The sequence below is a fragment of the Planococcus donghaensis MPA1U2 genome, from assembly GCF_000189395.1.
In the GTDB taxonomy this organism is placed as follows: Bacteria; Bacillota; Bacilli; order Bacillales_A; family Planococcaceae; genus Planococcus; species Planococcus donghaensis_B.
The window spans coordinates 64743-84066 of record NZ_AEPB01000019.1 but is presented as its reverse complement, the minus strand read 5'-3'; the positions used below and the strand labels follow the sequence as shown (position 1 = coordinate 84066).

Annotated in this window: 17 protein-coding genes; 1 reads left to right on the top strand and 16 read right to left on the bottom strand. The window is 39.7% G+C overall.

What is annotated here, in order from left to right:
- Positions 1-61: 61 nt before the first annotated feature.
- The 15 genes from GPDM_RS05680 to fadH all read right to left on the bottom strand — a co-directional run bounded on the left by GPDM_RS05680 (position 62) and on the right by fadH (position 17683).
- Positions 62-2635, bottom strand: a complete 2574-nt coding sequence (locus tag GPDM_RS05680) for a VWA domain-containing protein (protein ID WP_008429841.1) — start codon at positions 2633-2635, stop codon at positions 62-64.
- Positions 2616-4349 (bottom strand): vWA domain-containing protein, encoded by a 1734-nt coding sequence (locus tag GPDM_RS05675; RefSeq protein ID WP_008429840.1) that lies wholly within the window; start codon positions 4347-4349, stop codon positions 2616-2618. The genes GPDM_RS05680 and GPDM_RS05675 overlap by 20 nt, the downstream gene beginning before the upstream one ends.
- A gap of 11 nt (positions 4350-4360) precedes the next feature.
- Positions 4361-5221, bottom strand: a complete 861-nt coding sequence (locus tag GPDM_RS05670; RefSeq protein ID WP_039862937.1) for a DUF58 domain-containing protein — start codon at positions 5219-5221, stop codon at positions 4361-4363.
- Positions 5218-6210, bottom strand: coding sequence for an AAA family ATPase (locus GPDM_RS05665; protein WP_008429834.1), 993 nt, complete (start codon positions 6208-6210; stop codon positions 5218-5220). Before GPDM_RS05665 ends, GPDM_RS05670 begins: the two co-directional genes overlap by 4 nt.
- A 14-nt stretch (positions 6211-6224) precedes the next feature.
- Positions 6225-7658: a hypothetical protein gene (locus GPDM_RS05660; protein WP_008429833.1), complete on the bottom strand. Its 1434-nt coding sequence runs from the start codon at positions 7656-7658 to the stop codon at positions 6225-6227.
- A gap of 12 nt (positions 7659-7670) precedes the next feature.
- The gene (locus tag GPDM_RS05655) at positions 7671-8519 is read right to left on the bottom strand and encodes an ABC transporter permease (protein WP_008429831.1); all 849 of its coding nucleotides are present in this window, start codon (positions 8517-8519) and stop codon (positions 7671-7673) included.
- Entirely contained in the window at positions 8516-9451 is a 936-nt protein-coding gene (locus GPDM_RS05650) for an ABC transporter ATP-binding protein (protein ID WP_008429829.1), read from the bottom strand. Before GPDM_RS05650 ends, GPDM_RS05655 begins: the two co-directional genes overlap by 4 nt.
- Positions 9448-11808: a hypothetical protein gene (locus tag GPDM_RS05645; RefSeq protein ID WP_008429827.1), complete on the bottom strand. Its 2361-nt coding sequence runs from the start codon at positions 11806-11808 to the stop codon at positions 9448-9450. Before GPDM_RS05645 ends, GPDM_RS05650 begins: the two co-directional genes overlap by 4 nt.
- A gap of 126 nt (positions 11809-11934) precedes the next feature.
- On the bottom strand, positions 11935-13050 hold the full coding sequence (locus GPDM_RS05640) for an N-acetyldiaminopimelate deacetylase (protein WP_008429826.1): 1116 nt from the start codon (positions 13048-13050) through the stop codon (positions 11935-11937).
- A 12-nt stretch (positions 13051-13062) separates the two neighbouring features.
- A complete protein-coding gene (gene dapD / locus GPDM_RS05635) occupies positions 13063-13776 on the bottom strand; it encodes a 2,3,4,5-tetrahydropyridine-2,6-dicarboxylate N-acetyltransferase (protein WP_008429824.1) in 714 nt (237 codons plus the stop codon).
- 68 nt (positions 13777-13844) lie between these two features.
- On the bottom strand, positions 13845-14720 hold the full coding sequence (locus GPDM_RS05630; RefSeq protein ID WP_008429822.1) for a LysR family transcriptional regulator: 876 nt from the start codon (positions 14718-14720) through the stop codon (positions 13845-13847).
- A complete protein-coding gene (locus GPDM_RS16980; RefSeq protein ID WP_008429820.1) occupies positions 14710-15435 on the bottom strand; it encodes an MFS transporter in 726 nt (241 codons plus the stop codon). The genes GPDM_RS05630 and GPDM_RS16980 overlap by 11 nt, the downstream gene beginning before the upstream one ends.
- Positions 15378-16187 (bottom strand): MFS transporter, encoded by an 810-nt coding sequence (locus GPDM_RS16975; protein ID WP_008429818.1) that lies wholly within the window; start codon positions 16185-16187, stop codon positions 15378-15380. The genes GPDM_RS16980 and GPDM_RS16975 overlap by 58 nt, the downstream gene beginning before the upstream one ends.
- Positions 16188-16370: 183 nt before the next feature.
- The gene (cbpB, locus tag GPDM_RS05620; RefSeq protein ID WP_008429816.1) at positions 16371-16814 is read right to left on the bottom strand and encodes a cyclic-di-AMP-binding protein CbpB; all 444 of its coding nucleotides are present in this window, start codon (positions 16812-16814) and stop codon (positions 16371-16373) included.
- Positions 16815-16915: 101 nt separating this feature from the next.
- On the bottom strand, positions 16916-17683 hold the full coding sequence (fadH, locus tag GPDM_RS05615; protein WP_008429814.1) for a 2,4-dienoyl-CoA reductase: 768 nt from the start codon (positions 17681-17683) through the stop codon (positions 16916-16918).
- 210 nt (positions 17684-17893) lie between these two features.
- Between fadH and GPDM_RS05610 the strand changes: the two genes are divergently transcribed.
- Positions 17894-18355, top strand: a complete 462-nt coding sequence (locus tag GPDM_RS05610; RefSeq protein WP_008429812.1) for a YkyB family protein — start codon at positions 17894-17896, stop codon at positions 18353-18355.
- 41 nt (positions 18356-18396) lie between these two features.
- Here GPDM_RS05610 and GPDM_RS05605 read toward each other — a convergent pair whose 3' ends face one another.
- Positions 18397-19257 carry an NAD(P)-dependent oxidoreductase gene (locus tag GPDM_RS05605; protein WP_008429811.1) on the bottom strand — a complete coding sequence of 287 codons (861 nt, stop codon included), beginning with the start codon at positions 19255-19257 and terminating at the stop codon, positions 18397-18399.
- Positions 19258-19324: the final 67 nt, after the last annotated feature.

Genomic DNA, 19324 nt, shown 5'->3' with positions numbered 1-19324 from the left:
AAACAAAAAGCAGCTCAGATCTTATTGATCTGAGCTGCTTTTTTAGTTGAAATAAAAAACTTTATTTTTTCTTTTTTGCTTTTATTAATTGATCAATCGACCCAGGTGAATCGGACTCTTCTTTTATGGCTTTTTGTTTTAATGTAGGGACCGTTAAACCAAAACGTCTGAGTGTGATGTCGATAAAAAACAAGAGCATTGCACCAAATAACAGCACCAACTGAATCGAACGAATGGCGCCACTTGTGTAAGTCATCTCGCGGAACGACTCATCAACTGTTTCTAAGAGCTGTCCACCTGTACGCTCAGTCAACGTAGTCATTAAAGACATGTTTGCCTCTGTAGTTTTGTACTCATCGCCATAAGGAACGGTCAGAGCTGTTTTATAAGCTGCCCCTGATTCGTTACTAATGCTAAAAAAGACCAACCCTGGTGGTGCATCCATTTTCACGTCTACTTTTCCTGGAGCTACAGGTTCCGTTTGCAGCGGAATTTCGTTACCTTGTTCATCAACTGCAGCCACGGTCAAAATCGCGGAGCTATTTGTCGGATCTTCAATCGAATAAATGCCTTGTTCTTTTCGGACGACCGAAAATGGAATTTCTTCAAATGACGGCAATAGTTCAGCTGCGCTCCGGTTCCAAAAGTCTGGCCAATTCGACCAACTTTGAAAATCTCCACTCCATGCTCCACTTCCTGATGTATAGGCAATTGTTTTGCCTAGTCCGTAGTTCCAACTTGCAAGTATTGGATCTTCCTCTTCACTTTCAAGAGCAACGGATGCTGTATTTTTTGCGGTTGTTGCAATATACGTATTTAATTGCGGAACACCCTCTGCAAATAAATTATTCCATTTGCTATTATAAACAATTGGGTAAAACGGTTTGTCGACAATATAAGTTCGCGACATCATAATGGTTTCTCTTGATAAAATCGCTGGAATCGTAGTGGCATCTGTTACATCGTAAAATCGCCCGCTACCAGTACCCGCTAGTTGTTCGAGCAAATTTCGGTCTGCATCTTGACCAATAGAAACGGTCGATAATGTAATATTATGGTCTTTGCCGTTTTCAATCAACGCGTCATAATCATTAGAAGTTGAGGATTGACCATCTGTTAACAAAATAATATGTTTTCGTTGCAATTCTAAATCCTCAAGTTCGGTATAGGCTTGTTCCAATGATCGATAAATTTCAGTGCCCCCACCTGGTGTAATACTTAAAATTTTATCTGCTGCTTTTTTCGGATCATCTACTTTACCAGTCGGCAGTATTTCCCACGGCTGGTCGTCAAAAGCGATGACTCCTAAAGTATCATCAGAACGCAAAAGTTCAACAGATCTTGCAGCGGCTTCTTTCGCTAGCTCCATCTTTAATCCCATCATACTTCCTGAACGGTCCATAACAATCATTAACCCAAGTGAAGGCAATTCGTGCTTGCCTTTCACTTCCATTTCTACAGGCAATAAGCGTTCAATCGGTGTTTTGAAATAACCACCCAGACCAAAACTTTGATCTCCACCAACCATCATAAAGCCAACACCAAACTGCCTTACTGCTTGTTCAATAATTGCCATTTGCTGCTCACCAATAGCTGTTCCAGATACATTATCAAAAATAATCGAGTCATAGCGAAGCATAGCAGATAAACTACTCGGCAATTGCGTTGAAGTCAATTCTGTTACACGCAAATTTCCGGTATCTAACAATGCTGGAATTGGACTCGGTTCGCCACCATTCACAACTAAAACTTCTGGGTTTCCAGCGACTTCTGTAATGCTATACAAAGAATTGTTTTCAAGATACGCATCCTCTTCTGTTTCTAAACGTACTTCATATTTTTGAAGGCCTTCAACATTTGCAGGGTAGGAATAACTATAAACATTTTGACCTTCAAGAACTTCAATTGGTTGAATATCCAAATCCCGATTATTTGCGGAAAAAATTAATTTCGCTTTAGCTTCTTTATCCGAGTCTACAGCAATTGTAAAAGATTGAGATTCTCCTAAAAAAGCGCGAGCCGGTGTTTCAAAGCGACTAATCGCCATATCGTTTTTGGTAGTTTGTTCGATTGGCCATATATCTACTTGGAGTCGATCAGACTGCAAACGATTTAGACTTTCAACTGCAGATGATTGGGTTTCATTGCCATCTGTTATAATCACTAGTCGAGTTGCTAAATTCGTATCCCCACTATTTGAAGCGAGTTCCAACGCACGAGCGATATTGGTGTTGCCATTTTGACTAACGCTCACTTCTGCCGGCAAGGTTTGTGGATTATTGGTCATTGGCAACAGACTTTGAAAATCTTCTGCAAACGTATAAACAGCGACTGATTGATGATCTTTTTTTGCTTTTAATGCATCTTCTACTGCTGCTGCCATCTCGGTTTGTAGCCCTTCAAGAGATGCAGAGCGGTCCAATAAGAAAATAACTTGCTCTTCTTTTACCGGACTAAATAGCGATGGAGTGGCTAAAGCAAAAATTAGTAAAGCGACTGCCGTAGCTCTAAGTAAAAAAACAATTTTTACTAATTTCGTGCTCGCACGAAAATTTTTGACAGCAAACCAACCAAAATAGAGGGTGGCAGGAAGCAGCAATAGGAGCCAAATCGGATTACCGAGTTGTAATTCCACGGCGATACACCTCCCATTCCACAACTACTAACAGCAAAATTATTCCGAGTAAAAACGGTACGTAAGAAAAACGAACCTTATCTTGCACAAGCTCTGCTTGTCCCATTTTGTAAGTCGAACCAGTTACAAGCGTCTTTTCTTTAGAGCTTAGCTGAACAATCATCGTCATTTCTTTTTCATCACCCACCACTTGATAAATGCCAGGCTCAGCTGGAGCGATAAATGGGCCACTTCCTTCTATGTATGAGTGGCTGTACGTGCCCTCTCGAAAGATTTCCCATTCTCCTGTTTGTGAAGCTAACGACACAGACCGGTGTTCATTTGGCTGGAAATACCCGAGAAATTCCGCATCTCCAGATAAACTTTCCATCGCACTCCACAAAAATAATGGAAATGATGGAGATAATGGCCAGTCGGTCAATTGGGCATCTGTCAACACGATAATATCGCCTTTGGGAGAAATTTGTATAAATGGATGGTCATCGATGGTCGCAATCGTTTCATAGCTTTCAATAGGGGGATAGAGTTGTGATACATATACCTCATCTAAAGACGCATATGTGAAAAGCGGATGTGCTTTTGTTTCGATTTGCCCTACTACTTCAAAGGGGTTTTCATCATTGCGACCAAATAATAAAATCGGTGTTGGTCCTTCAAGTAAATTACGCTGATTTGTCACGAGTGGCACTCCTGAACCGGGCTGCAATTGGCTCGACTCTGACAATGTTACGTCTAAAGATAACGAACGAAAACCACTAGCGATTAACTCGTGTAACGCTGAATCAATTACGACTGCATCACCAGGAGGAGCTAAATAAGTTGCCATGGTGTTGTCAGCCGAATAGTCATCTGCTACTTCTACTGTTGCTTGCCACAGCTGTTTATTTGGTAAATCTTCAACCGGCACAAGCAGTTCTTCAGAAGCCGCTAGCTCTACGTCAATTCTTTTTTCCACACTATCACTTGTCAATTGTACGGTCGCAGATAAAGCTTCTTCGCTATTATTTACCAACTGAACAATTCCACGTGTTTCATCCTCCATTTTCGAAAGACCAAATTGGCGGATTGAGACATTGTGTAACGTTTCCGTAAAACCGTGTACGTGATAGCTTTGACCAATTTTATTGGCAAGCACAGCTCGGTCTAAGCTGTCTGTAAATATATGAATAATGGTGGAATCATTAACTGCCAATGTATCCGCAAACAAAATTGTTTGCTCAATTTCAGCGCTTTCATAATTGATCGTTAATAGATCGATGGTTTTTTCGACTTTTTCTAAATCTTGCTCATTACGGATGACCACTTTCGGACTGATGCCGGTTGTGACGATCGTGACTGGCTTTCCGCCTGCTTGTGCAGCTAGATTTTTCATTTCTTGTTGTTGTTTTTCAAAATGAGAAGGAGATCCTGCAAGCATCGTTGCTGACGTATCCACCACAAATATAAAATCATTGCCTGCTAAGGTTTCTGATTCACTAAACGGTTCAATTAGCGCTAACACACAAAAGAGCAGCGCCGCCAATTGTAAATAAAACAATAGATGATGCTGCAATTTTTTTAAATAAGGAGAAGCTTGCAGTTCTCTCATACGTTCTTGCCAGAACAAGGTTGAAGACACATGCTGGTCTTTGTATTTTTTTCTAAAGAAATAATAGAGAATAACGGCTAACGGCATAACCGCTGTCCAGATCATTCCCCAATTTGATGCTCCCATGCCGCTTCACCTCATCCGATCCAATTTTTCCTTATCATTTGATGGAACAATACTTGCTCTATGCCATCTTCTACACGTAAAGGCAGATATGCGATTCCATAAGTTCGACAAAGTGATTCCAAGCCTTTGCTATGAAGCTCGCTTTGTTTTTGATAGGCACGAAGCGCTTCTTCTGTAACCGTCACACTCGTCACTTGTTGCGTTTCTTCATCGATAAAGCGAAGATCTCCTTTATAAGAAGGCACCCGCTCTTCTTCTGTATTCATATGGATAAACCGAATATCATGCGCATAGGCTGGAGCTTGTCTAAAAAACAAGTTCCACTCTTCTAACGGTTCTAACCCATCTGAGACAATAAATAAGACTGTAGAATCTTTTGCTGCTTGAAAACTTGCTTGCTTGGCAAACGACAAACTTTGAGGTTCTGGCATGGTCGAAACAAAATGCTCCAACAACTTTTTAGCTGACTTTCCTTTTTTTCGAAAAGGGATGACTTCTTTTAGTCCAGCAGAAACCGTTAATCGATCATCGCTTCCTAATACCATTAGCCCAAGTGAAAACACCATTTGCTTAGCAAACAGCCATTTATTGTTCATCGATTTCGAGCTATCTAGCAATATGTGAATACGCATTTCTTGTTCATCTAAAAAGCGTTTAATGTATACTCTTTCGGTTCGTGCGTATACGTTCCAATCAATGTGGCGTACATCATCTCCCGGATGGTATTCCCGAAAATCAGAGAAATCTAGCGAACTACCAAAGCGCATAGATCGATGAGACCCTTTATGATGACCCCTTATTTTTGCTTTTGTCCCTATGGAGTAGCGGCTGAGACGTGAGCCCCAATCAGCTGGTAGGTTTAATAGCGTCATTTCAAAACGCCTTTACCTGCTGTACTCAGCACTTTGTCGATCAATTCGTCTGCTTGTTTGCCAATGGCTTCTGCTTCATAATTTAATAACAAACGATGTCTCAATACCGGTTTTGCCACATGCTTTAAATCACCAATAGATACATGATAACGCCCTTCCATTAACGCCCGTGCTTTAGCTAAGCGGATTAAACTTTGCAATCCACGAGGACCGCTACCATATTGAACAAATTGTTGAATTTCTTGATGTTCTGAATGCTCAGGATGCGTATTTTGAATGATGTCGACAGCGACCATTAAAATGTCTTCTGCCAACAATACTTCTTTCACCATCTGTTGTGCCTCGATTAAACTAGAGGTATTCATTTTTTTGCTGAGTTTAATAGACTGTGCGCCTGTTGTTCGTCGACTAATTTCAGCAAGTTCTTTGCGACTAGGATAAGAAACTAGAATCTTACATAAAAATCGGTCCATTTGTGCTTCTGGCAACGGATAAGTTCCTTCCATCTCAATAGGGTTTTGAGTAGCCAAAACAAAAAATGGGCGTGCCATTTCTTTTGTATCTCCTAGAATCGTCACCGTTTTTTCTCCCATTGCCTCCAAAAGCGCACTTTGAGTTTTAGGAGTTGCGCGGTTAATTTCATCCGCTAATACCATTTGGTGAAAAATCGGGCCTTCTCTAAACGTAAATTGCTGGCGCCCTTGTGCGTCTCGTTCAATCAGGCTAGTTCCGGTAATATCTGAAGGCATTAAATCAGGCGTAAACTGAATTCTTGAAAACGACAAATCAAGAACATCCGAAATGGTTCGTATTAACATCGTTTTCCCAAGACCTGGGAGCCCTTCGAGTAAAGCGTGTCCGTCTGCTAAAATGGCGTATAAAGAAAACTCAACTGCGCTTTCTTGTCCAACGATAAAATGTCCTATCTCCGTCTTTACTTCTTGAAGCAATTGGCTCATCTCTGTAAATTGCTCGGTAGTGAATGTCATGAAAACCCTCTTTTCTATTTGTCGGATTCAATTTCTGTAAAGTATTGTTTAACAATGGTTTGCAAGTCAGGTGGCAATTGCAGACGGTCGGCGCTTGAAAAATACGATGTTGAGTAATCTCCTACTACATCTGCATAGGGGCGAACAGTTCCTTTTGTTGCAGAAACCGTCCCAGTTTGTTCACCAACAGCTTCGCCTTCACCAACTTCTCCACTATCAACTGTCGTTTGTCCTTGGCCACCGATTCGAGTAGGTACTGTCAATAAATCGCGGCTACCTTTACCTATACCAGCCCCGCTGCCACCTTGTCCTTGGCCTTGTCCTTGGCCTTGTCCTTGTCCTTGTCCCTGGCCTTGGCCTTGTCCTTGTCCCTGGCCTTGGCCTTGGCCTTGTCCTTGTCCCTGGCCTTGGCCTTGGCCTTGTCCTTGTCCTTGGCCTTGTCCTTGACTTTGTCCCTGGCCTTGAGACTCGCTATTTTCTGAATCTGATTCACCTGTTGATTTGTTCTCTCCAGTTTCTGATGCTTGTCCACTACCACCTGATTCACCAGTAGTTTCAGAGGACTCGCCCTCACTAGTACCGTCTCTTTTACTTTCGTTCGATTGTTCACGATTAGCAATTGTTTGTTGCAACGGAAATGCGACAGGTTTCCCCATATTGCTTAAAGTCGTTTGCGTCTTTCCTGCTTGTTCGGCTAATTGATCGGCTGCTTTTTCTATATCCTCACTCGTTTTTTTAGCTTCAGTATTGTTGTCTTCCGCTAACTGCCGCTTTTTCAATTCCAACTCTTTTTGTTTTTTTACAATTTCTTTTAGAACCGCTTCCGGATTTTCTTTTTCTGCTATTGCAGCTTTTAAAGCTTCTAATTCTTTTTTTACCGTTTCTGATTCTGCTTGTTTTTTAATATCATCAATTTCTTTTTTAAGCTCTTCTACTAATTCAAGTTCTTTTTCCACATCATTTGCTTGATTTTGCAAATTGCTTGGAAACACTAAAAGCAAGAGCATTAAAGCAGCACTGATTACAGCACCTATCAACCATTTAGGGCGTAGCCACACTTTGCGTTCTTTTCGAAACAGTTGATAGCTATAGGGAATATTTTGAGCTGTTTTGTAAATCAGCTCTTCTGACAGTTTATTGTGTTCTGTCAATTTCCAAACCGTCAATAATTGATTATGCGGTGTAAAGCGATCTAATTCTTGTACTGCTTGCTGCTCAGTTGGAAGTCCTTTTAAAGACAATAACAGCCAACCAACTAATACGGTTGTTCCTGCTGCATATGCATAAAATTCATAATAAGGAAGCACGAACAATCGTGACACGAAAAGCAAAGCTACAGCTAACAATAATCCTGCAAACAAAGCAAACTGAAAACTACGTCCGATATGAAGCATCTTCAAAATACGCTCTACTTTTTTAACATAGTTACGAATATCACGATTGTTCATGAGAATCCCTCCTTATTTGTATTTATTCATATTTACGCGCAATTTTTTTACAGCTAACAATAAACTGCCAGCTGTTAGTAGTACATAAAAAATGGTGTAACCAATCCATAATGGGATAGGTACCAACGTCACTGTTTGCAATTGCTCTTCCATCGGTGGCTGTAATAAAGTCAACAACACTGCCGGTGGGTTAATCGTTGCCCAAAAATGAGCTATTGGCGACATGGTTGTCGCCGGCGAAGTCATGCCCATTTGAGAAACTTGAACAGAGATTAATAAAAAGAATGCCGTGACACCCGCAAGAAAAATCATGGCTCCATAAGTGGCAATAATTGCAACAATGGTTTTTCTAATTAACGTTGAAAACATGACCCCAATGCTCGCAATTGCGAGTAAAGTCAGCATATAAAACAGGAAAATATATAATAATTGACTCGGAGAAACGCCTCCATATAAGAAAACTAAACTGTAAATAGGTAAACCAGACACAATCATCAACAATAAAAATGCGATCGATGACGTCATTTTTCCAAATATGATTTGAAATGACGTTTGCGACGTGGTTAGCAATATGTTCAATGTTTGTTTTTCACGTTCTGTACTAATCGTACCTGCTGTTAAGGCGGGCGTAATAAATAAAATCAATCCTAATTGAATATACGTCATCATACTAAATAGCATGAAACTTTCATCTGGACGGAAAAACCCATTTCCAGTTAAAGACGTAGCTAGAAAGATAAAACCAAACACAAAAACACTCATCGCGATCAAGTAAAACAAAATACCTGTAAAACTTTTCAAGTTGCGGAAACGCAATTTAAGCTCTTTAACTAGTACAGGATTGGTAAATAGGGTTTTCATCCAATTTCCACTCCTTTTGTAATCGCCATAAAGACATCTTCTAAATCAGTTTCTTCTTCAGAAAATGAAAGAATCGGCAATTTTTGTTGAATTGCGCGTTGCAACAATTGCAGTTGATCTTCTTCACTGCCGCGATAGAAAAATTGAAGTGTATTTTTACCTTGCAGCTCTACAAGTTGAGAAACAAATGGATCCATTTCAAAAAACGAAACAACTGCCTGCATGTCGCCGATTATTTTAACACGAAGCACTTTTTCACTTTGCAATTGGGCTTGAATGTCAGCAACGGATCCTTGTGCAATCAATTTACCATTATCAATAACCCCGATACTGTCACACATTTCTGCAAGTTCTGGAAGGATATGAGACGAAATTAAAATAGTCTTCCCCATGGCTTTTAGTTCTCTTAGTATATCTCTCATTTCTACTCGCGCACGTGGATCTAGTCCTGATGCCGGTTCATCTAAAATTAGTATTTTTGGATCGTGAATTAATGCACGTGCTAGACATAATCGTTGCTTCATTCCTCGGGATAATAAATCAACATATTCATATCGCTTGTTCTCTAAATTGACTAACTCCAAAAGCTTTGGAATCAATTCAGCACGCTCTTTTGGTTTAATGCCATAACTTGCACCGTAAAAATCTAAGTACTCATCTGTTTTTAATTGATCATAAACACCAAAGAAATCTGGCACATAGCCAATTTGTTTACGAACTTCTTGAGGATTTTTAGTAACGCTCATCCCATTGATAAAAGTATCTCCAGCTGTTGGTTGAAGCAATGTGGCTAAAATCGAGAAAGTTGTTGATTTACCCGCTCCGTTTGCACCAACAAAACCAAAAACTGTGCTATCTTCTACCACCAGATTCAAATCCTGAAGTGCGTAGAAAGAACCGTATTTTTTTGTTAATCCAATTGTTTCAATCACGGAGCAATCACTCCTTTCAATTTAACTTTTGGCACAATCACTTCGGGAATTCCAGAATTATTTTCAGTCATGTTTAATTTAAGTTTAATAGTGCCTTCTGCATTCAAATAATTTTTAGCATTGTCGGTGAATTTTTGATTAGACTCGTCAATTTCCTCATAATCTTCACTTTCATAATTGAATATACTAACAGTTAAATTTGTCGCAGACTTGGTCACTGATAATTCATCCCAATCAGCTTTTTTTAGCTCCACATCTTCTGGCAGTGTATAAGTAAGTTCATATTCACCCGGTTCTAAGTAATACATGTAAGGATCATCTGATACGTTTTCAAAATAGCCGGTGTTATTAGCCGATGCAAGATCCATCGAGAATACATCAGTATTTAAAGTAATCGCACCACTCAAGCTCAATTTCGGTTTAAAGCTTTGGGCTATAAGATGGACAGATTCTACAGATGCCCGTTGGTTTTCAAGCGTAATTGGAACGATGGCATCTTGAGTATATGCAACCACATACGGTGTTTTTCCGTTTTGTGACAATTGCTCATAAGACATAGTAAGCAATGTTTGACGACGCGCTTTTTCTAACTCTTTTAAATTCGCTATTGGCTGATAACTATAAGACTGACCAATCGGTGCAGCTGGTGATAAAATAGCTGATTGAACTGTTTCATCCACCACTAATTCTTCACCTGGATTTAACTTGCCAATGTCTATAAGACGTGTGCCAGTCCAAATCGAAACACTTTCGACTGCAAATGGAAAATTATTTTGAATAGTTCCAGTAATTTTTTCATTTGCGACTTCCAAATCGATGCCGAAGTCCCCGCTATCTTCAATATAGGATTGGCCCATAATCGAACCAACAGACCAATAACGCATATCGCGTAAGGTCATTTGGTTGCTTGCAGCTCCTTTTTCCAACATGGCCGATAAATATGGCTGCGTGGTTGAAAATTCACTAGCTAAGCGATGCGTCATGGTAGTAGATGATGGGGCTGTAAATTCATAATTTCCTCCACGGTTTGAAAGCAATGAATTGACGTAATAACCTTTTAATCCATTATCAGCATCTACTTCAAAAAATCCAGTTTGTTGAATTTGCGGATTTCCGATACGATCTTTTGCTCCAAAAGCGAATAATCCAATTGAAGTCAACAATGCAATCGTCGGAATGATAAACCACGCATATTCACGTTTGTCCTTTTTCTTCAGTACAATATATAAAATAGGGACAATTAATAATATATATAGCACGATAATCGTTATAATGAATGGTTTTGACACTTCAAAGCTATCAAATAGTTCGTTAACACTGCCAACTTCATACGTCATATAATCAAGAATTGATTGCCCACCCATCGCATTATAGTTTGCTACAGATGACGGGAAAAAATTCGAAATCACTTGACTATAACCTTTTTGACTTGAAACAGTTTCATCACCAAGTGAAAAACTCGTTTGGGTCAAACTGCCAGATCCAACAGACCGTGATGCTGCCAGAACTTGACCGTCTTTTTGCAGTTTAACGACTGCTCCTTCTTTAGCAGTTGCTTGAAACACGGGGATGGGTTTTTCAAATCCTGGAATTGTCATTTCTTTTGATTCTGCTAAATTTAAAGGCAAATATTCACTCAAATTTCCGAGTTCTGCTTCTAGGTTACTGGAAGATCCCGTAATCACGTGTCCGCCTTGTTGAAGCCACAGCAAAATAGCTTGTTGTGTAGCTACTGGTAAATCACTATAAGAGAATTCGTCAATAACTAAAAAATCAATCATGTCCCAAGCTTGCGCTTCGGTAGGTAAAGTGAAATTTTTTAATTGATTTAGATGAAATACTTCCACACCTTCACTATTCGGTATTGAAAGTTGCTTTAAAGGCGATAAGCGGTCTTGATCGTCGGTTAACGTTGCCACAAATAAGGACATAGGTGAATAATTGGAAGGCTGTATCTTTTTACTTCCTTTAAAAGCAATAGATTTTCCGTCTTTCCATCCACCTTCAAATAAGAAAATATTTTGGTCGCCTGTTCCTCCTGAATAATAGGTATCCGTTAATCCAGATACTGCGACTTGTAGCGACTTTGTTTCTCCTTCAGCGAGCTCGATGGGTACTGCCATTCCAGCTCCAAGATTATAAGTTTCTGAAAAGCTAAGTACTAAATCGCCAGAGAACGCTGACCCGTCGTTAGTTATCGTAAATTGCAACGGTAACCCTTTTTCGTATTTTACCTTGTTTTGAAAACCGGCACTTGAATCTACTGTGATTTGTGGCGCCGCTAAAGATGGTTGTGGCACGATAAAAAAACTAATTAACAATGCAAAAGCAAAAAATGCCAGCACTCGTCTATACATGTTGATCCCCCTTTTACTCGTCTCTTTATTAGTACGCTACGAATTAAAAATAGTTCCATATTCTCACAATAAAAGATGGTTTAATTTTCTTACTAAAAAAGAACAGGCAGCCGAAGCTGCCTGTTCTTATAGTTCTAAAAAGAAGCCATGTAGAAAATCTGGCATGAATGTTAATACTTGTTCATCGGGGTTTAACTTTGCGTGATGCAACCCATAAGAGGAAGCAACACCTGCCCAAAACATTACGCCGGGAAGTTGCTCAGTAAAATAGCCAAAGTCCTCGCCAGTCATTGCCGCTTCGCTACGTATAGCTTTAATAGTAGGTACTCGGTTTGCATAATCTAAAAATTTACCAGCTAACTCTTGATCATTATTGACTTCGAGATAGCTTGAACCGTAATCGATACTAACTCGACAATTGTATGCTTCTTCTACTGCACGACAAATTGCTTCAATTCGCTTTTTCATCTGGCTCATTGATTCACTGTTTAGCGTACGAATGGTTCCTTCTAGACGCGCATGTTCAGCGATAATGTTTTGCACTGTGCCAGCACTAAGCTTGCCAATGGTCAGGACAGCTGAATCCATTGGGTTCACGTTTCGACTAACAATCGTCTGCAATTGCATAAGCAAGGAAGCCGCAGCAACTGCCATGTCTTCTGTTAGATGAGGAAAAGCAGCATGCCCACCTTTGCCGTGAAGATCGATAAACAGCTCCGATGTATTCGCGAACAATAATCCTGGTCGTGTACCCACGGTGCCTACAGGGAGTTCTGGTGCGATATGCAAAGCAAAAATCATATCCGGAAGAAAATCAGGCTTTTCTTTTTTCAACCACTCCCGAAAAGGCAATGCGCCTCCCGGACCTTCTTCAGCTGGTTGAAATAAAATAACCACATCGTCATTAATCGGTTTTTCAATTAGTTTTTGCAAAAAGCCAATGGCAATTGTCATGTGAATATCATGACCACACGCATGCATAAATCCTGGATGAGTCGATTGAAATTCTAAGCCTGTTTCTTCTGTAATTGGCAAAGCATCTATGTCTGTTCTCCAACCAATTAGCTTGGTCGGGTTTTCACCTAACACTTTAACTGCAATCCCAGTACGCCATTTCACTATTTCTAAACGCTCTTGTGGGAACTGAGAAATAATGTCCATTAAATAGGCTTGCGTTTTTACTTCTTGAAAACCAATTTCCGGAATTTGATGCAAAGCTCTTCTAATTTTCACTAATTCCATTGGATTCACCGATTATAGCTGTCTTAATTCTTGTTTAATTTCTGTTTTTGAACGAGTTTTTGCATCCATCAATTTCAATACACGCGCTGGAGTTCCGCCCACTACTGAGTTTTCAGGTACATCTTCGATAACAATTGCGCCTGCTGCCACAACTGCACCTTTACCAATGCGAACTCCTTCAAGAACAACTGCATTAGCACCAATCATCACGTCATCTTCAACAATAACAGGAGTAGCTGATGCTGGCTCAATCACGCCTGCTAGTACTGCGCCAGCTCCAATGTGACAGTTTTTCCCGACAGTTGCACGGCCGCCCATAATAACGCCCATGTCGATCATCGTACCATCTCCAATAACCGAACCAATGTTAATAACTGCGCCCATCATGATGATACAGTTATTGCCGATTTCCACATTTTCACGGATAAATGCACCCGGTTCAATACGGCTGTTGATGTTTTTCATATCTAACATTGGGATCGCTGAATTTCTGCGATCATTTTCCACCACAGAATCTTCAATGACAGAAGCATTTGCTTCTAATGCCGCTTGAATATCTGACCATTCACCAAATACAGTTACTGAATTGCCTTCTCCGAATACTTTTGAATCTGTCCCATAATCTAAATCAGCAACACCTTGTCCTTTTATGTAAACTTTTACAGGCGTCGATTTCTTAGCATTCTGTATGTACGAAATAATTTCATTTGCATCCATTTGTTTCATCAATAAAAACCTCTTTCTGTTATGTGATGTTGTTATTATATCTGATTTAGTATAAAAATTCATCCACTTCACCTTAATAAAGTGGCATGTTTTTTGACGATATCGACAAATGCTTCAACTTGACGCAGCTGGAACGCTGATTCATAACCGATTAACCATGTATCTCGTGTCAATTCTAATTCTTCTTCGTCGTTTGTTAATGGCATCATATGCACTTCTTCGCTGCCTGTTAGCGTAATAGATGGCAAGATGGCGTAACCAATTCCGTTTACCGCCATTTGTTTACACGTCTCGATTTGATCGACTGTTATTTGGCGTTTAGGATTGGAAGCAAAATGCTTTTGCCACCATTGCTGAATTTCTTCATAATAAGTCGAATCACTTTTAAACTGAATAAATGGTCGCTCTGTTTGAATAAGCTCTTCAAGTGACCGAATTTCTTTGTCCACTAAATACAATGTATCTTTAAACAAGTGCAATTTTGGCCCTTTCCAATCTGTATGACCACGAACAATTCCAATATGTGCTTCGCCGTCGTAAAGAGCACGAACGATTTCCGAACTCCAACCTGTGATCAATTGAATTTTTGCTTCTGGATAAAGCGTGACAAAATCTTTCAATACTTTTGGCAGCCAATTTTGACCAATAATAGTGGCACAAGCAATTTTTAATGTGCCATGTACTTTTGAGGTTAACGTATGGAGCACTTCAAATACTTCTTCTTTTCGCTGAATCGTCTCGTTGGCGTATTGGATGACTAATTCTCCTGCTGGTGTAGGTGAAAGTCCTTTTTGAGACCGAATAAACAATTGCTGACCCCAATCTTTTTCAATGGTTTGAAGACGCTGAGATAAAGCTGGTTGTGAAAGAAATAATCGCTCGGCAGCTTTTCTCATATTGCCTTCTTCTGCCAACACTTTTATAACCAATTCTTCATTTGACATGACTCTTCACCCCTCTTTGACTGCGAAGCCCTAAAATCAATACCAGACTAAGCATCGCAAAAAATGCAGTTACGACATATACAATTTGAAGCGACTCGGCTAGTGCTGCTTGAAGAAACCTTAACGCTTCGACTGGCATCTCGACACGTGTATTTTTACTTAATAAATTATTGATAGAACTCAATGTATAATTTTGGTCATTTTCAGTAAAATACCGCAAAAGCGAACTGTTTAAAATACTACCGAGTAGCGCAACACCAATCGTACTGCCTAAGTTTCGCATAAACATATTCGAAGCTGTAGCCGATCCGCGCTGTTTGTAGGAAACAGCTGCTTGAATTGATACGATAAAAGCCGTACTGGTTAAACCCATACCAATGCCAATGGCAAAACTTGACATCGCCGCCCATAATGGCCCAAAACTTGGTTGCATCAACACAAATAACAAAGAGCCAATTACAAGGAATACTCCCCCGGCTAATGATGTTTTAAAATAACCGATTTTCAATAACAGTCTTCCAGAGAAAAATGCGGCAAGCGGCCAACCGATTGACATGGCAGTTAGTGTGAAACCAGCAATTGCTGCAGGTTGCTCCATAACACCCGTTACATATGTAGGCAAATAACTCGATATCCCAATTAAAATAACTCCAGTTGCTAAAGATACGAGATTCGCAAAAAGAATGGTTTTATTTCGCCAAATTTCAAAAGGCATAATCGGATCAACAGCTTTGCGTTCAACAAAAACGAAAAAATAATTAGGATACTACTAGCTATTACTAACATTAGCGACTGTGTGGATACCCAGCTAAATGACACGCCACCTTCTACAAGTAAATACAATAAACTTGATAAAGCAACCATTAAAAGGACTGCACCTTTGTAATCGATTACTGGTGTTTTATGATTTACAGGTTCTTTCAAAAAGAATAACACGCCTAGTAAAGACAAAATCCCAAGAGGTAAATTTACCCAAAATACATATTCCCACCCAATGGTTACGACAAGTACACCACCAATAGCTGGACCTGTAACGGCTGAAATCCCCCATACACTCGACAAATAACCTTGTATTTTGGCCCGCTCTTCTCTTGTATAAATATCTCCGACAATCGTCGTAGCAATGGGCATAACGGCACCAGCTCCGAGTCCTTGAACAAAGCGAAAAATGATCAGCTCATCCATCGACGTGGCCAACCCACATAACAACGAACCGAGTAAAAATAATAGCATTCCGATAGTAAAAATCCGTTTACGCCCAAATATATCTGATAGTTTACCGTAAAGCAAAACAGTTACCGTACTCATTAATAAATAGGCCGAAAACACCCAACTGTATTGTGAAAAACCGCCTAACTCAGCGGCAATACTCGGCATTGCCGTTGAGACAATTGTAGCTTCCACAGCACTAACAAACATCGCCAACATGACAGAAGCCAAAACTAACGGTCTTTTTGTTTTTTCCATTGAACAAACCTCTTTTCGACTCGGTATAAGAAAAACAAAAGCGCCTTTATAGATTTTATGAGCAAAAGCCAAGTTGGCTTCTACTTCTAGAATCTGGGCGCCAGAGTTTGAACAGTTATAAGTAGTAAGATCCGTCTTCTTTTAAGCATAAAAAAGGCCTCTAAGACGAGACCTTCTCTGCATTTATTTTTTTAGTTGGTAAAGTTGTTTTTTTAATTGCTTTAATACAACACGCCGTGTCAAGATTCCCATAAACATTTCTTCATCATCGACAATGCAAAGGAAATTTTGGTTAATGACCATATCTAGCGCTTTTTGAAACCGCTCATTAATGTGGATCAAAGGAAGATCTTTTTCCATTATATCTTCCACGCGGATATCAGAAAGCCGTTCGTATTCTATATGATCTAACCCAAGAATTGCATCAGTTATTCGTTGTGCATTAATAAGGCCGCGAAAGCGATATTTTGAATCTAGAACTGGTATAGCTGAGTAACCAGTTTTCGTCAAAACAAGTAATGCATGTTCTGCACTATTACCTATTTGAACATGTGCAACTTTCTCGGAAGAGATGATATAGTCTTCGATCGGTGTATCAAGAAAATCTTTGCTTGGTAATGAAATCATGAACTCTACTCCTTTTACAACGCCTGTATTAAATGCCACCGTTTAGGTTCATCATAACACATCGGCATGTTTGAAACTATTTAATTCCCCTTATAAATTACTTAAAAAGGAAATTTATTTAGCCATTGTCCGCCGTCCAAAGTGACGATTTCACCATTCATATACGAGGCTTTTTCAGACATGATAAAGGCAGCAAGTTCAGCAACTTCTTCAGGTTTTCCAAGTCTGCCTAACGGAATCGATTCTAATGTACGTTTCGCTGCTTTCTCAGATTCCCACAGCTTTTCTGCTCCGCCTGTCCGTTCGATTGGACCAGGGGCAATGCCGTTTACCCGAATCCCAAATTGCGTTCCCCATTCAACGGCAAGCGTTCGAGTTAACGACATGACCCCTGCTTTAGCGGCTGCTGAGTGAGCAACTCCAGCACCGGCATTCCAAGCATACGTGGCAAGCATATTGATAATATTGCCCTTTGTGCCGTTTTCAATCCAATAATTCCCAACCGCATGCGAACAGAAAAACGTACCGTTCAACACGATATCAATTACCGATTTCCAACCATTTGGTGAAAGTTTTTCTGCATGAACAATAAAGTTCCCAGCTGCATTATTAACTAATCCATCCACTCTTCCAAATTTGTCATGTGCGAACTTGACCATCGCTTTCGCATGCTCCGGCTCTCGTACATCCATTTGAAATACTTCTACTGAACCTCGTTCTCCTGTAATCGCTTTCACCGCTTCGTTGAGTTTTTCCATGTCTCGTCCAGTTATCACCACATTTGCTCCTTCCGAAGCAAATTTTTTAGCCATATGAAGTCCCATACCACTTGATCCACCTGTAACAATAATCGTTTGATCTGTAAACATGCAAACATCCCCTTTTGTTAGTCTTTATCATTAGACCAATGATTTTCATCTGCCAGAATTCTAGTCAGATGTTTTTCACCTTAACTAATAGAATTCTACAAAGCTTTTGACTTTTCCTTCTATTCAATATGTTCGTTCGGTATACAGTGTCTGGAAATTTTGATATGATAATATCGAACTACCACTAAATTGGATGAAAGGAATGAGTTCATGCTAACTGCCAAATCAGATTCAGATATTGCACAAGCCATTTTCACAGTTAATCGGCACGCAAAAACCGCTCCTGATAATCACTATTTATATGCACTTAAAAAAGAAGCATTAAATTTGATGATTGAAAAACAGCGTGCATTAAAAATTGGTTTACACTTCAGTAAAAACCCCCAGAAAAGTCAACAACAATCTTCCGTCCTCGTTAAATGCGGCAATTATTATTTTCACATGCTCCCGAAAAAAGAAGATTTCGCCTCACTTGAACATTTAGGTCACTTGGACGATACTTATCGCAATCCGCCAAGTCGCATGAATTTAAAAGTGGCAAAAGAGATTTTACGGACGTTGACCGGATTGGAACCGCAAAAAAAAGAGTCGTCAACTTCCAATTTTTCTAAAGCCTATCAACCAAGACAAATTGACCGTTTTTATTCTCCAAAAAAATCTTATTTTGATTAAGTTTAAAACAGCCGAAAACCTTTAAAGGTTTTCGGCTGTTTTTATGATTTATAATGTTCGATTAAAGCTTGTGTACCATTATCCTCATTGCCTTGTGCTGCAACTTTTTCATACATACTGAGTGACATACGAAGCCCGGGTAAATCCAATCCCCAGTTTTCTGCTTCTTGTGCTGCAATTTTCATATCTTTAATGAAATGTTTTATGTAAAAGCCTGGACGAAAATCTTCGTTGATCATTTTTGGTGCTAAGTTGGATAGCGACCATGAACCTGCAGCACCTGAAGAAATGGATCGCAACACACGTTCAGGATCTAATCCTGCTTTTTCCGCATATATAATCGATTCGCAAACGCCTATCATGATACTGGCAATATTAATTTGGTTGCACATTTTGGTGTGCTGTCCTGAACCCGCCGGACCTTGGAATACAATATTTTCACCGAATAGGTTAAGGATAGGCAAAATTTTCTTGTAAACTTCTTTTTCGCCACCAATCATAATGGACAAAACACCATTTTTAGCACCGATATCCCCTCCCGATACAGGAGCATCTAACGCGTGAAGTTCTTTTTCAGTAGCCGCTTCAAAAATCCGTTGAGCCAATTGCGGCTGTGAAGTTGTCATGTCTACAAGGATTGTACCTTTTTTGGCATTTTCCAATAATCCTTGTTTGCCAAAATAAACTTGTTCTACATCCGAAGGATAACCAACCATTGTAAAAATCACTTCACTAGTTTCAGCTACTTTCTGAGGTGAATCAACAAGAACTGCACCGGCTTCTACTAAATTTTCTGCCTTTTGAGCAGTACGTGTATAAATAGAAACTTCATGCTGATCATCAAGCAAATGCTTTACTAAGCTATTCCCCATGACACCTGTTCCGATAAATCCAAGCTTCATATGTATATCCTCCTTTTAGTTTCATTTACAGTCTAGCAAAGTTCTTTAAGATATACACTTATAAGAA